Annotated in this window: 11 protein-coding genes; all 11 read left to right on the plus strand. The window is 66.2% G+C overall.

What is annotated here, in order from left to right; translation table 11 throughout:
• Position 1: 1 nt before the first annotated feature.
• The 11 genes from HTY51_RS03275 (at position 2) to HTY51_RS03325 (ending at position 13,208) form a co-directional block, all read left to right on the plus strand.
• Entirely contained in the window at positions 2 to 1,459 is a 1,458-nt protein-coding gene (locus tag HTY51_RS03275) for an aldehyde dehydrogenase family protein (protein ID WP_217448264.1), read from the plus strand.
• 109 nt (positions 1,460 to 1,568) lie between these two features.
• A complete protein-coding gene (locus HTY51_RS03280) occupies positions 1,569 to 2,480 on the plus strand; it encodes an AraC family transcriptional regulator (RefSeq protein WP_254606971.1) in 912 nt (303 codons plus the stop codon).
• A 142-nt stretch (positions 2,481 to 2,622) separates the two neighbouring features.
• Entirely contained in the window at positions 2,623 to 5,607 is a 2,985-nt protein-coding gene (locus tag HTY51_RS03285) for a molybdopterin cofactor-binding domain-containing protein (RefSeq protein WP_254606972.1), read from the plus strand.
• Positions 5,604 to 6,437 (plus strand): xanthine dehydrogenase family protein subunit M, encoded by an 834-nt coding sequence (locus HTY51_RS03290; protein ID WP_174251390.1) that lies wholly within the window; start codon positions 5,604 to 5,606, stop codon positions 6,435 to 6,437. The genes HTY51_RS03285 and HTY51_RS03290 overlap by 4 nt, the downstream gene beginning before the upstream one ends.
• On the plus strand, positions 6,434 to 6,937 hold the full coding sequence (locus tag HTY51_RS03295) for a (2Fe-2S)-binding protein (RefSeq protein WP_174251391.1): 504 nt from the start codon (positions 6,434 to 6,436) through the stop codon (positions 6,935 to 6,937). The genes HTY51_RS03290 and HTY51_RS03295 overlap by 4 nt, the downstream gene beginning before the upstream one ends.
• Positions 6,930 to 8,486: an AMP-binding protein gene (locus HTY51_RS03300; RefSeq protein WP_174251392.1), complete on the plus strand. Its 1,557-nt coding sequence runs from the start codon at positions 6,930 to 6,932 to the stop codon at positions 8,484 to 8,486. The genes HTY51_RS03295 and HTY51_RS03300 overlap by 8 nt, the downstream gene beginning before the upstream one ends.
• A 33-nt stretch (positions 8,487 to 8,519) precedes the next feature.
• Positions 8,520 to 9,332, plus strand: coding sequence for an enoyl-CoA hydratase/isomerase family protein (locus tag HTY51_RS03305; protein WP_174251393.1), 813 nt, complete (start codon positions 8,520 to 8,522; stop codon positions 9,330 to 9,332).
• A 53-nt stretch (positions 9,333 to 9,385) separates the two neighbouring features.
• Positions 9,386 to 10,555 carry an ABC transporter substrate-binding protein gene (locus tag HTY51_RS03310; protein ID WP_174251394.1) on the plus strand — a complete coding sequence of 390 codons (1,170 nt, stop codon included), beginning with the start codon at positions 9,386 to 9,388 and terminating at the stop codon, positions 10,553 to 10,555.
• An 8-nt stretch (positions 10,556 to 10,563) separates the two neighbouring features.
• Positions 10,564 to 11,457: a branched-chain amino acid ABC transporter permease gene (locus tag HTY51_RS03315; RefSeq protein WP_174251395.1), complete on the plus strand. Its 894-nt coding sequence runs from the start codon at positions 10,564 to 10,566 to the stop codon at positions 11,455 to 11,457.
• Between the two features lie 84 nt (positions 11,458 to 11,541).
• Positions 11,542 to 12,459, plus strand: coding sequence for a branched-chain amino acid ABC transporter permease (locus tag HTY51_RS03320; RefSeq protein ID WP_254606973.1), 918 nt, complete (start codon positions 11,542 to 11,544; stop codon positions 12,457 to 12,459).
• Positions 12,459 to 13,208 carry an ABC transporter ATP-binding protein gene (locus HTY51_RS03325; RefSeq protein ID WP_174251396.1) on the plus strand — a complete coding sequence of 250 codons (750 nt, stop codon included), beginning with the start codon at positions 12,459 to 12,461 and terminating at the stop codon, positions 13,206 to 13,208. Before HTY51_RS03320 ends, HTY51_RS03325 begins: the two co-directional genes overlap by 1 nt.
• The last annotated feature ends 5 nt before the right edge of the window (positions 13,209 to 13,213 follow it).

Here is a 13,213-nt window from a genome sequence, read left to right on the forward strand (position 1 = left end):
CATGAGTCTTGAAGCCCGTAACCTGATCGACGGCCAGTGGCAGGATGCCGCGAGTGGCCGCTTCGAACCCAGCCTGAACCCGGCCGACGGGGCCGTGATCGGCCGTTATGCCGCCAGCGGCGAGGTCGACGCGCAGGCCGCGATTGCCGCGGCCCGCTGTGCCTTCGACCGTCCGGACTGGGCGCAGTCGCCCCGCCTGCGCCAACAGGTCATGCTCAACTGGGCCGACCGCCTGGAGGCCCGCGCCGACGCGCTGGCACGCCTGCTGACGCTGGAGAACGGCAAGGTCCTGGCCCAGTCACACGGCGAGATCGGCGCCGCCATTTCCGAGATCCGCTACTACGCCGGCCTGACCCGCTACATCCCGGGCCATGTGTTCGAGGTCGAGCCCGGGGTGTACTCCACCCTGCTCAAGGAGCCCGCCGGCGTGGCCGGCATCATCGTGCCCTGGAACGCGCCGGTCGTGCTGCTGATCCGCTCTCTCACGCCGGCGCTGGCCGTCGGCTGCACTACGGTGATCAAGCCCGCGCCCCAGACGGCGCTGATCACCGCGGCGGTGATCGCCGAACTGCACGCGGTCGCCAAGCTGCCCAAGGGCGTCATCAACCTGGTCAGCGAGCTTGGTCACGACGTGGCCCAGGCGCTCACCACTTCCGCCGGGGTCGACGTCATCAGCTTCACGGGTTCCAATGCCACCGGCCAGCGCATCATGGCGGCGGCGGCGCCCACCATGAAGAAGCTCTCGCTCGAACTCGGCGGAAAATCCTGCTGCCTGGTGTTCGACGACGTCGACGTCGCCCGCATCGCGCCTCAGCTGGCCGCGGCCGCGACGATCATTTCCGGCCAGCAATGCACCGCCGCCCGGCGCGTGCTGGTGCATGCCTCGCGCTACGAGGAGATGAAGGTCGCGCTGTCGGGTGCGCTGCAGGCCCTGGTGGTGGCGCCTGGCGGCGCTGCCGGTGCCCATGTCGGCCCGCTGATCGACGCGCCGTCGCACCGGCGCGTGGGCGAGCTGATCCAGCAGGCCATGGACATGGCCGACGAGGTTATCCTGCGCGGCGGGCGCCCATCTGGTCTGCCGGCGGCAGGCCACTTCATGAGTCCGACCCTGGTGGCGCACCGCGATACCAGCGCCTTCTTCGTGCAGGACGAGATCTTCGGCCCCTTCGTGGTGCTGGAGAAGTTCGAGGATGAACGCGAGGCCGTGGCACGTGCCAACCACAGCGAGTACGGCCTGTCGGCCAGTGTCTGGACGCAGGATGGCGCGCGCCAGATGCGTGTGGCGCGGGCCTTGCGCAATGGCACGGTCTGGATCAACGACCACAACAAGCTTTTTGCCGAGGCCGAGACTGGTGGTTACCGCCGCAGCGGCCTGGGTCGCCTGCACGGTTATGACGCCCTGATCGACTTCGTGGAGATTAAGCACATTTACCACAACGCTGGCGTCGTCATGCCCTGAGCCACGGGGGAGAACTCGGGCCGGTCGATTGGTCAGCTTGCAGGTGGCTGGTTGAAAAGCCGGGTCTGTATCCGGGTTATCCGGGGTGTGGGTCGGGTTCGCGCACGCTATGCTGTGCGGGTTTTCCGTCACCACATCATCCATCGTGTCGTCAGCAGTCAAAATCTTCCAGGGGCGGTTCGGGCGCGTTGCTTTGCTCGACATGAATGCGCCTCTGGTCGGGCACGCCCATCACCACTGTCACATCCTGATCAAGGCCGGTGGTGTTGACGGCGCCTTTCGAGTGCGCGGAGAACTCGCACCGCTGACCGATGACCTGGCGGTGCTGGTCAACGCCTGGGAACACCATGCCTATGAGCACCCGGCACCACCGGCACAAAACACCCTGATCCTGGCGCTCTACATTGAGCCAGGTTGGCTGGCCGAGATCCAGCGCTCGCTGGCGCTGTCCAGTCATCCGCGTTTCTTTCCCAAGTCCACTGTGAAGCTCAACGCGGTGACGCGTAAGAATGTCGAGGAATTTGTGCTGGAGTTGTGGTGGGCTGACGAGGTGTCGCCCGGCCGGTTGGAGCATCTGCTGTTCGAGCTGATCATCGAGGTGATAGAAAGCTGCTCGGGCTGGCGTGACCTGTCCAGCCTGCTCAAGAGCCGCCCACCGGCGGCCATGGACCCGCGCATCCGCCAGACGATTGCGGTGATGAAACAGGATGTCGCCGGCGACTTCGATGTTGATGACCTGGCCGACAAGGCCGGCCTGTCGCGGGCCCATTTCTTCACGCTGTTCCAGCGCGATACCCAGGTCACCCCTCTGGTCTACGCCAACGTGCTGCGCTTCGAGGCTGCGGTCCAGCGATTGACCCAGGGGCGCGATTCTGTTGGCGATATCGCGCACGATCTGGGTTTTTCGGCGCCCAGCCATTTCTCGCGCTTCTTCCGCGCCCACCTGGGTATCACGCCCACCGACTATCGGCGTGTGGTCAACCTGTTCGATCCGCCCGCTGAAGGCGCCGACCTGTTGTAAACGAAGTCATCAGACTTTTTGGTCAGTTTTCTGACCTATTGGTTCAAGCCTGGATTTTTACGTTAACGCCTTGTCTCCTGTTTGCCGACACTAGGTCAGACAGAACAGCGCGCCCAGCAAGGGCCGCATACAGGAGACAGATTTGCGACCAGCTTCCCCCGTGGCCCCGGGCTCCACCGCCTTTGTGGGGCAGCGTCTCGAGCGTTTGGAGGATGCTGCCCTGCTGACCGGGCGTGGCGTCTACGCCGACGACGTGGGCGTCAAGCCAGGTACCTTGCAGGCCGCCGTGCTGCGCTCGCCGCATGCCCATGCCACAGTACGTTCCATCGATATCGGTGCGGCTCTGCAACTGAGGGGTGTGCGCGCCATCCTTACCGGTGACGATGTGCAACGCTGGGCCCAGCCCTTCGTGGTGGGCGTCAAGCAGCCGATGCAACATTGGGCGCTCGCTGTCGATCGTGTCCGCTATGTCGGCGAGCCGGTGGCCGTGGTGGTGGCCGAGGACCGATACATTGCCGAAGACGCACTGGACCTGATTCGTGTCGATTACGAGGTGCGTCCGGCGGTGGTCGAGATCGATGTCGCCTTGAGCGGGGAGTCGCCGTTGCTGCATGACGCCGTCGGCAGCAACGTGGTGTCCGATCGCCACTTCAGCTATGGCGAACCCGACGCCATTTTCCCGGGCAGTCTGCGTGTCACCACGACGGTGCATTACCCGCGCAACAGCTGCTCGCCGATGGAGTGCGCGGTGGTCATCGCCGAGTACCTGGGCGAGGACGAAGGCTACGAGGCCCTGTCCAATTTCATGGGGCCCTTCTCGCTGCACGCGGTGATGGCCCTGGCGCTCAAGGTACCGGGCAACAAGCTGCGCCACAAGGTGCCGCGCGATTCGGGTGGCAGCTTCGGTGTCAAGCAGGCGGTGTTCCCTTATGTCGTGCTGATGTGTCTGGCCGCGCGCAAGGCCGGCGCGCCGGTGAAGTGGGTCGAAGACCGGCTGGAGCACCTGAGTGCCGCCACCTCCGCTACCGCCCGTCTGGCGACGGTCGCCGCCGACGTGCGCGACGACGGCCGCATCCTGGCGCTGCACTGGGACCAGGTCGACGAGGTGGGGGCCTACCTGCGCGCGCCCGAGCCGGCCACGTTCTATCGCATGCACGGCTGCCTGACCGGTGCCTACGACATCCCCAACCTGAAGGTACGCAACCGGGTGGTCGTGACCAACAAGACGCCGACCGGTCTGGTGCGCGGTTTTGGCGGTCCACAGGTCTACTACGCGTTGGAGCGGCTGCTCGATCGCATCGCTATCGAGCTCAAGATGGATCCGGTCGAGCTGCGCCGCCGTAACTTCGTCAAGGCCAGTCAGTTCCCCTACAAGGCTGCTGCCGGCGCGGTGCTCGACTCGGGTGATTACGACCGGATGGTGGACATGACCCTGGCGGCGGCACGCGAACAGGGGCTGTACGAACGCCAGCGCACCGCGCGCGCTGCCGGACGGCTGTACGGCATCGGCGTGGCCGCCGTGGTGGAGCCCTCGGTCTCCAATATGGGTTACATCAGCACCGTGCTCACGCCCGCGCAGCGCGCCAAGGCCGGGCCGAAGAACGGGGCGATTGCCAGCGCCACGGTGGCCGTGGACCTGCTGGGTGGCGTCAACGTCAACATTGCCTCGGCGCCCGCCGGCCAGGGCCACATGACGGTCTGCGCCCAGGTGGTGGCCGACGCGCTCGGCCTGCAGCCGGCCCAGGTGATGGTCAACGTCGAGTTCGACACCGCCAAGGATGCCTGGTCTGTCGCCGCCGGCAACTACTCCAGCCGCTTCGCCGGTGCGGTGGCGGGTGTGGTGCACCTGGCGGCGCACAAGCTGCGCGACAAGCTGGCGCTGATCGCGGCCGACCAGTTCGGCTGCCTGCCGGCCGAGGTGGCCTTCGCCGGCGGCGAAATCTACAACACTGCCAACCCGGCGCTGCGCCAGCCCTTCATCCGGCTGGCGGCCAATCCGCATTGGGCGCCGGCGTTGCTGCCCGAGGGGGTGAGCCCGGGCTTGCGCGAGACCGCCTTCTGGACGCCCGCGGTGCTGGCTGCACCCGATGAGGCCGACCGTGTCAACACCTCCGCCACCTACGGCTTTGTCTTCGATATCTGTGGCGTGGAGGTGGATGTCAACACCGGTGCGGTACGCGTGGACCGCTATGTCACTGGGCACGACGCCGGGCGCCTGCTCAACCCGGCGCTGGCCGACGGGCAGATCCAGGGTGCCTTCGCGCAGGGCCTGGGGGCGGCGCTGCTGGAAGAGTTTCGCTACGGCGGCGACGGCAGCTTCCAGTCCGGCACGCTGGCCGACTACCTGATGCCCACGGCCTGCGAGACGCCCGACCCTGTCATCGTCCACCTCGAAACCCTGTCGCCTTTCACCCCGCTGGGGGCCAAGGGCCTGGGCGAGGGCAACAATATGAGCACGCCGGTGTGCATTGCCAACGCCTTTGCCGATGCGTTGAGCCCACGCATGGACCTGGCGGATGTGCGCCTGCCCCTGACACCGGGCCGTGTGCTGGAGCTGCTTGAGGTACAGGATCCTTCGCCCCGGGAAATGCCGCGCCCAAAACTGGCCATGCCTGCCGGCGAAGGCCTGGCGCTGCAGGCGCAGGGCGAGGTGGACATACCGGCGCCGCCGGAGCAGGTGTTTGCCGTGCTGCTGGACCCGGTGGCGCTGGCCCGGGTGATCCCGGGCTGCCACGCCCTGCAGTCCACCGGCCCCAACCGCTACCGCGCCGATGTGACCGTGGGTGTGGGCCTGGTCAAGGCGCGCTACGAGGCCGAGATCATCCTCTCCGATATCGACGCCCCGCGCAGCCTGCGCCTGGCCGGCAGCGGCCGCTCCTCGCTGGGCACAGGCGCCGGCACCGGCCTGGTGACGCTGCAGGCCACGGCCACCGGTACGCTGCTGAAGTACGACTACAGCGCCCAGGTGGGTGGCAAGGTGGCCATGGTGGGCAGCCGCATGCTCGAAGGCGCCGCCCGCATCATCGTGGCCCAGCTGTTCGAGTCGCTGGGTCGTCAGGCCGGCGGAGAAGCTGTAGCGCCCAGCTGGTGGCGTCGGGTCCTGCGTCTTCTGGGGGTGCGCGCATGAAGCCCGCCGCATTTGACTACGTACGCGCCGATAGCGCCGAGGCGGCCTGTGAACTGCTGGCCCGTCACGGCGAGCAGGCCCGCATCCTGGCCGGAGGCCAGTCGCTGATGGCCGTGCTCAACATGCGTCTGGCGCAGCCTGAGATGCTGATCGATATCTCGCGCAGCGTCTCGCTGGCACGCATCGAGATACGGGACGGCTACCTGCAGGTGGGCGCTTCCGCCACCCAGGCCGAGCTGGAGTGGCGTGAGGGCCTGGCCCGCGAGTTACCGCTGCTGCAGCTGGCCTTCCCCCATATCTCGCATTTCCAGATCCGCAACCGCGGCACGGTGTGCGGCTCGATCGCCCATGCCGATCCGTCGGCCGAGCTGCCGCTGTGCCTGCTGGCCCTCAAGGGCAGCGTTGTGCTCAGGCGCGGCACGCGCCAGCGCCTGTTGCCGGCCGACCAGTTCTTCACCGGCATGCTCAGCACAGCGCGAGCGCCCGACGAATTGCTGGAGGCGGTGCGCTTTCCCCTGGCCCGGCCCGGCCAGGGTTTCGGTTTCCGGGAGTTCTCGCGCCGGCACGGTGACTTCGCGGTCTGCGCGGTGGCCGCCATCGCCGACGCGCAGGGGCTGCGCGTGGCCGTGGGCGGCGTGGCGGACCGGCCGATGGTGCGGGAATGGCCGCTGCTGGAAGGCAGCGCGCTGGACGACGCGCTCAACGAGTTCGCCTGGGCGCTGGATGCTCGCGACGACCCGCAGATCAGCGCGGCCTCGCGCCGCCACCTGGTGCGCCGACTGGGCCGTCAGGCCGTTGCCGAGGCCCTGCAAGCAAGGAATTCCAAATGAACCATGACATTCTTGGGCGCCAGCAGCTGTACCCGGTGACGATCGAAGTCAACGGTCGCAGCCGGCGCGGTCACAGCACGACGCGCATGCTGTTGAGCGACTACCTGCGCCACGAGTTGGGTCTGACCGGCACCCACGTGGGCTGCGAGCACGGCGTGTGCGGAGCCTGCACGGTGCAACTGGACGGTGTGGCCTGTCGCTCCTGCCTGACGCTGGCCGTGCAGGCCGACGGCCGGCGGGTCGACACCGTCGAAAGCCTGGCCGGTGAAGGCGGGGTGCTGTCGGAGTTACAGGCCGCCTTCAAGCGCCACCACGCGCTGCAGTGCGGCTTTTGCACCGCCGGCATCCTGATGTCCAGCACCGACTGGCTACAGCGCCTGCGCCAGCAGGGTCGCAAACCCAGCGAGCAGGACGTGCGCGACATGCTCTCGGGCCACCTGTGCCGCTGCACGGGTTATGCGCCCATCGTCAAGGCCTTGATGGAGGTGGCAGATGCTTGATTTGGGACGGACTTTCCTACAGAGCGTGGAGCGGTCGCCGGCGGCCATCGCACTTGTCGACGGCTCGCAGCGTCTGAGCTATGCGCAGTGGGCGCTGAAAATCGGCGCGGTGCAGCGCGGCCTGCGCGAGCTGGGCCTCAAGTCCGGCGACCACCTGCTGTCGGTGCTGCAAAACCGCGTTGAGGCGGCCACCTTGCACTGGGCCTGCCAGTTCGCCGGCATCGTGGTGACGCCGCTGAACTGGCGCGCCAAGCCAGAGGAGATTCTCCACTGCCTACGGGATGCGGCGGCCTCAGTGCTGGTCTATGAGCAAGCGTCGGCCGGTGCCGTGTACGAGGCTGTGACGGTCCACCGGGCCACGCTGGTCTACGTAGGCGAGGGGGACACCAGCGGTCTGCGTTACGCCGACTGTTTCAAGGGCGAATACCCCCCCGTGCCACAGGCTCAGGCCTTGGACCTGTCGCTGATGCTCTACACCTCGGGAACCACCGGCGCGCCCAAGGGAGTGCCGCGCCGCCAGCACGCCGAACGCGTGGCCGCGCTGGCGCACGTGGCGCAGAACCAGTACGGGTATGGCGAATGCACGCTGGGCGTGATGCCGCTGTACCACACCATGGGCGTGCGCTCGTTGCTGGCGCTGGCTTTGGTCGATGGTTGTTTCGTCTGCATGCCCAAGTTCGACGCCGCGCAGGCGCTGGCCCGTATCCAGTCCGAAAAAGTCAGCCACCTCTATCTGGTGCCGACCCTGTACCACGACCTGCTGGCGCATCCCGACTTTTCCCGCACTGACATCTCTTCGGTGCGTCGCCTTGGCTTCGCCGGTGCGCCGATGCACGACGCGCTGCTGTTGCGTCTGCAGGCGGCCTTCAAGCCCGACTTGTTCGTCAACCACTATGGCAGTTCCGAGATCTATACCTTCGCCATCAACCAGGATGCAGTCGGCAAGCCAGGCTCGGCCGGGCGTGCCGGCCTGAACACCCGCCTGCGCGTGGTGACGTTGGATGGCAAGTCGGTCGAGGAGCTGGCCGCGCCTATGGAGGAGGGGCAGATCATTGCCGACTTGCTCAGCGACGAGGCCTTCGAGGGTTACCACAACCGGCCCGACGCTAACGCGAAGAGCCTGCGCGACGGCTGGTACTTCACCGGTGATACCGGCTACGTGGACGCCGACGGCGACTTGTTCGTGACCGGCCGGGTCGACGACATGATCATCAGCGGCGGCGAGAACATCTCGCCAGTCGACATCGAGTCGGTGCTCTCGCTGCACCCGGCCGTGGACGAGGTGGCTGTGGCTGGTTTGAAGGACGAGCGCTGGGGGCAGCGCGTGGTCGCCTTCGTCAAGCGCAAGCAGAACGTCTCTTCCGAGGGGCTGGACCAGCACTGTCGCACTTCCGATCTGGTCAACTTCAAGCGCCCGCGGGAGTATGTCTTCGTCGATGAAATTCCCAAGTCGCCCGTGGGCAAGGTACTGCGTCGCAAGCTGGTGGCCGGCGACTACACGCCCGAAGCCGAGCCGGGCAGCGGCCTGCCGCCGGTGCCGCCCGCTTGAACTCATTTCTCCCGCTCAAACCAAAGGACAACCATGCAACTCAGCGATCTTCAGCACCCGGCCGTGACCCTGAGCCGCGATCTCGACGGCTACCGCGTCGAGATCGACGCCTCGCATCAGCGCGCCGACATCATCCTGACTCGCCCGCCGTTCAACGTCATCAGCATGACGCAGCGCGAGCAGCTACGCATCACTTTTGAAGCGCTGGATGCTAACGATGCCGTGCGTGTCATCGTGCTACGCGCCGAAGGTGAGCATTTCTCCAGCGGCGGCAATATCATGGGCTTTCTGGAAGCCAGTCCGGAGCATGTCTCCAAGCTGGCCTGGAACGTCGCCGCACCGGCTCGCTGCAGCAAGCCGGTGATCGCGGCCAACCGCGGCTACTGCTTCGGCGTGGGCTTCGAGATCTCGCTGGCCTGCGACTTCCGCCTGGTCACGCCGACCACGTTGTACGCGCTGCCCGAGCAGAAGCTCGGGCAGATCCCAGGCTCGGGCGGCTCGGCCCGCCTGCAGAAGATGGTGGGCATCACCCGCACCAAGGACATCGTGATGCGTTCGCGCCGCATCCCCGGCCAGCAGGCCTATGACTGGGGCGTGGCCACGGCCATTGTGCCCGACGTCGAACTGGAAACAGCCACCAACCAGTTGGTCGACGAATTGCGTTCGTTCTCGCCGCTGGCCCAGCGCACGGCCAAAAAGCTGCTCAACGACACCGAGGATTCGCCTTTGACCGTGGCGATCGAGCTGGAAGGCCACTGCTATTCACGCCTGCGAAGCTCGGAGGACTTCCGCGAAGGCGTGGAGGCTTTCCACGACAAGCGCACGCCGAAGTTCGTCGGCCGCTGATTCCGTAACGTTCCCGTCAACCCAGAACCCCAACGATCCGAAGGAGACATGACATGAAAACCAAGATGATTCCCACCCTGATGGCCGCCGCTGCCTTCACCGCCGGTGCTTATGCCCAGACCGGCCCGATCCGCATCGGCGTGGTCACACCGCTGTCGGGCACCTATGCCGGCATCGGCCAGCAGGTGAAATGGGGCCTGGACCTGGCCGCCAAGGAAATCAACGCCAGTGGCGGCGTGTCCGGCCGCCAGATCGAACTGATCTACGAAGACGAGGAGGCCAACCCGGCCGTGGCCGTGCAAAAGGCGGAGAAGCTGTTCCAGGTCAGCAAGGTCGACTTTCTGACCGGTACCGTGAACTCCGGCTCCACCCTGGCCGTGGGCCAGGTGGCCGAGCGCAACAACCGCCTGATTGCCACCACGGTGTCCTTTGCCGACTCGATCACCGCCGACAAGTGCTCGCCCAACGTGTTCCGTGTCAACGCCCGCGCCGGCATGCAGTCCGCCGCGCTGGCCGACTGGATGGCCTCCACCAGGCCGAACGCCAATGTGTTCTACCTCGGCCCGGACTACGAGATGGGCCGAAGCACGGTGGCGGCGTTCAAGTCGGCCGCCGAGGGTAAGGGCGCCAAGACGGTAGGCGAGGTGTTCGCGCCGCTGGACAACAAGGACTACTCGCCTTTCTTTGGCCAGATGCGCTCGGCCCGACCGAGCGTGATCTATACCTCGGTGGCCGGCAACGACACCGTGCGCCTGTTCACCCAGATGGCCGAGTTCGGCCTGAGCCGCAACGTGCAGGTGGTGGGCGCTTCGGGTACGGTGACTTCGCAGAACCTGCAGGCCATCGGCAAGGCGGCCGACGGCTTCGTGACCGGCGTGGGCTACTCGCCCAACATCGACAACGCCGACAACAAGAAGTTCGTCGCCAGCTTCGAGGCGGCGAATAAGGCCCAGCCCGACCTGTACGGCGCCGACAGCTATGGCGTGCTGTTCTTCTACAAAGCTGCGGTGGAAAAGGTCAAGAGCACCGACACCGACAAGGTGCGCGAAGCCATGCGCGGCATCCAGTGGTCCACGCCGCAGGGTATCAAGACCATGCGTGCCGGTGACCACCAGGCCATGCAGGACATGTACGCCGTGCGCGTGAACGGCGGCAAGTTCGAGATCGTCGGCAAGGTGGCGGCCGCTGCGGCCATCGGCCCTGACAGCTGCACCAAGTTCTGAGGCCGACCATGACCGAAGCCCTGGAATGGCTGCAATTCGTCCTGGCGCCGCAGATGATCAACGGCCTGTCCATCGGCGTTGCCGTGGTACTGATGGCCCTGGGCCTGACCATCATCTTCGGACTACTGGACGTCATCAATATGGCGCATGGCGAGTTCTACGCCATCGGCGCCTATCTGGCGGTGGCCCTGCTGGGGCTCGGTCTGTCCTTCTGGTGGGCGCTGGCGCTCACCCCCGTGCTGATGGCGGTCCTCGGATATGCCACGGAGAGAGGACTGATCCAGCGGGTGTTCCACAGCAAGGACCGGCATACGCTCACGCTGCTGCTGACCTTTGGCCTGGCCATCGTGCTGGAGGACGTGCTCAAGATCATCTTTGGCGCCAATCCGCTGCGCGTCGAGACCCCGATCACCGGGGGGTCCGAGCTCTTCGGGCTGTTCTTCCCGAACTACCGTCTGTTCGTGATGACGGCGGGGGGGCTGCTGATCGCCGCCGTCTGGATGCTGGTGTTTCGCACCTCGCTGGGCGCCATTGTGCGCGCGGCGGCCTTTGACCGCCACATGAGTGCCTCCCTGGGCGTGCCGGTCTCGCGTGTCTACGCCGCTACCTTCGCCTTCGGCGTGGCGCTGGCCGGCCTGGCCGGCGTGCTGCTGGCGCCCATCTACTCGGTCTTTCCGACCATGGGCCGCGACTTCGTGCTGATCGCCTTCAGCGTGGTCATCATCGGCGGCATGGGCTCGATCAAGGGCGCAGTGCTGTCCGGGCTGCTGCTCACGCAGGTGCAGTCCATCTCCAGCCTCTTCATCTCGCCGGTCTGGAACGATCCGCTGCTCTTCGGCATCATGGTGATGGTGTTGATGTGGCGACCCCAGGGCCTTTTCGGAAAGCTTGGTCATGCCTGACAACCAACTCAATCGCGCGCGTGCACCCGATGCGCTACGCCTGCTCTCCCTCCTGTTCTTCTCGGGGGGCTGGTCTTTGCGCTGGTGGCGACGCTTGTGGGCGACGTCTTCTTCCTGCGCCTGGCCACCGAGGCCCTGATCTTTGGCGGGCTGGCGCTCTCGGTGGACCTGTTGCTGGGCCGGGTCGGCTTGCTGCCGCTGGGCCAGGCGCTGTTTTTCGGCCTTGGGGCCTATGTTTCGGCGCTGGTGCTCAAGGAGTGGCACGCCTCCTTCTGGCTCAGTCTGGCCGTCTCTTTGCTGGCGAGTGCGCTGGCCGGTCTGGTCGGCGGCATCATCGCCATCCGCTCCAAGGGCGTGTACTTCGCCCTCATCAGTTTCGGACTGGCCCAGGTGATTTCCAAGGTGGTGTTCAACACCCGCGAACTCGGGGCTTCCGACGGCATCATCGGCGTGCCTGGTGCGGTCGTGGTCCCGGGCCTGGATTCGACCGCACCGACCGGTTTCTTTCTTGTCACGCTGGCTGTGATCTTCTTGATCTACCTGGGCTTGCGCTACCTGATGGACACACCCTTCGGGCGCCAGCTCTCGGCCATCCGAACCAACGAGGATCGGGTGCCCTTCCTGGGCTTCGATCCCTGGCGCTACAAGCTGCTGGCTTTTGTCGGCGCGGCCTGCATTGCCGGTGTGAGCGGCGCGCTGTACCCGATGCTGCGCGGCTTCGTGTCGCCCGAGCTGATGTTCTTCCAGGTTTCGGGCAATGCGGTGATCAACGTCATCGTCGGCGGCGCCGGCACCCTGATCGGCCCGCTCTACGGCTCGGCGCTGCTCACGGGCTTGAGGTCGGTGGTGGGCTCGTTCACCGCGCACCACCAGATTATCATCGGCCTGCTGTTCGTGGTGGTGGTGATCATGTTCCCGCGCGGCCTGATCGGCTACCTGACGCCGTTGCTGCAGCGCCGCATCGAGGCGCGCCGTTCGCGTCACCATCAAGGAGAGCAGTGATGGAGTCCATCCTTTCCGTACAGGGCCTGGGCGTGCGCTTCGGCTCGCTGCAGGCCGTCGATGACGTGACGTTCGAGGCCCAGCGCGGCAAGATCACGGCCATCATCGGCCCCAACGGGGCCGGCAAGAGCAGCCTGTTCAACCTCATCAGCGGCGCGATCAAGCCTTCGTTCGGGCAGGTCCTGTTCGAGGGCCATAACGTCACGGGCGCCTCGCCCGACAAGATGCTGCGCTCGGGCCTGTCGCGTTCCTTCCAGATCACCAACCTGTTCTTCGAGCTCCCGGTGCAGGAGAACCTGCGCCTGGCGGCCCAGTTTCTCGAGCAAGGTCGCGGCCTGTTCCGGCCCCTGTCGGCCAGCACCCGGGCCCACGAGCGGGTCGAACAGCTGGTCGAGCAGTTTGGCCTGCAGTCCAAGCGCCACGAGCTGGCCGGCTACCTCTCGCACGGCGAGCAGCGCCGCCTGGAGATCGCGGTCTCGCTGGCAGCGCGCCCGCGCATGCTCTTGCTGGACGAACCGACCCAGGGCATGAGTCACGCCGACACCCGTGAGACGGAGGCGCTGATCCGTGGCCTCGCCGCCGAACACGGCTTGAGCATCTTGCTGGTCGAGCACGACGTGGACCTGGTCATGAACCTGTCGGACCACGTGGTCGTTATGCACCAAGGACAGAAGCTCGCAGAGGGCGCACCAGCGCAGGTGCGCGGCAATGCCAGTGTGCAGGCCGCCTACTTCGGCGAACATCACTAGGAGAC

Origin of the sequence: Rhodoferax sp. BAB1 (genome assembly GCF_013334205.1) — a bacterium.
Taxonomy (GTDB): domain Bacteria; phylum Pseudomonadota; class Gammaproteobacteria; order Burkholderiales; family Burkholderiaceae_C; genus Hylemonella.

Bases quoted from the DNA above. Each gene is read 5' to 3' on its own strand.
- HTY51_RS03275 (WP_217448264.1), top strand. From the start codon at position 2: ATGAGTCTTGAAGCCCGTAACCTGATCGACGGCCAGTGGCAGGATGCC.
- HTY51_RS03280 (WP_254606971.1), top strand. From the start codon at position 1,569: ATGCTGTGCGGGTTTTCCGTCACCACATCATCCATCGTGTCGTCAGCA.
- HTY51_RS03290 (WP_174251390.1), top strand. From the start codon at position 5,604: ATGAAGCCCGCCGCATTTGACTACGTACGCGCCGATAGCGCCGAGGCG.
- HTY51_RS03295 (WP_174251391.1), top strand. From the start codon at position 6,434: ATGAACCATGACATTCTTGGGCGCCAGCAGCTGTACCCGGTGACGATC.
- HTY51_RS03300 (WP_174251392.1), top strand. From the start codon at position 6,930: ATGCTTGATTTGGGACGGACTTTCCTACAGAGCGTGGAGCGGTCGCCG.
- HTY51_RS03305 (WP_174251393.1), top strand. From the start codon at position 8,520: ATGCAACTCAGCGATCTTCAGCACCCGGCCGTGACCCTGAGCCGCGAT.
- HTY51_RS03310 (WP_174251394.1), top strand. From the start codon at position 9,386: ATGAAAACCAAGATGATTCCCACCCTGATGGCCGCCGCTGCCTTCACC.
- HTY51_RS03315 (WP_174251395.1), top strand. From the start codon at position 10,564: ATGACCGAAGCCCTGGAATGGCTGCAATTCGTCCTGGCGCCGCAGATG.
- HTY51_RS03325 (WP_174251396.1), top strand. From the start codon at position 12,459: ATGGAGTCCATCCTTTCCGTACAGGGCCTGGGCGTGCGCTTCGGCTCG.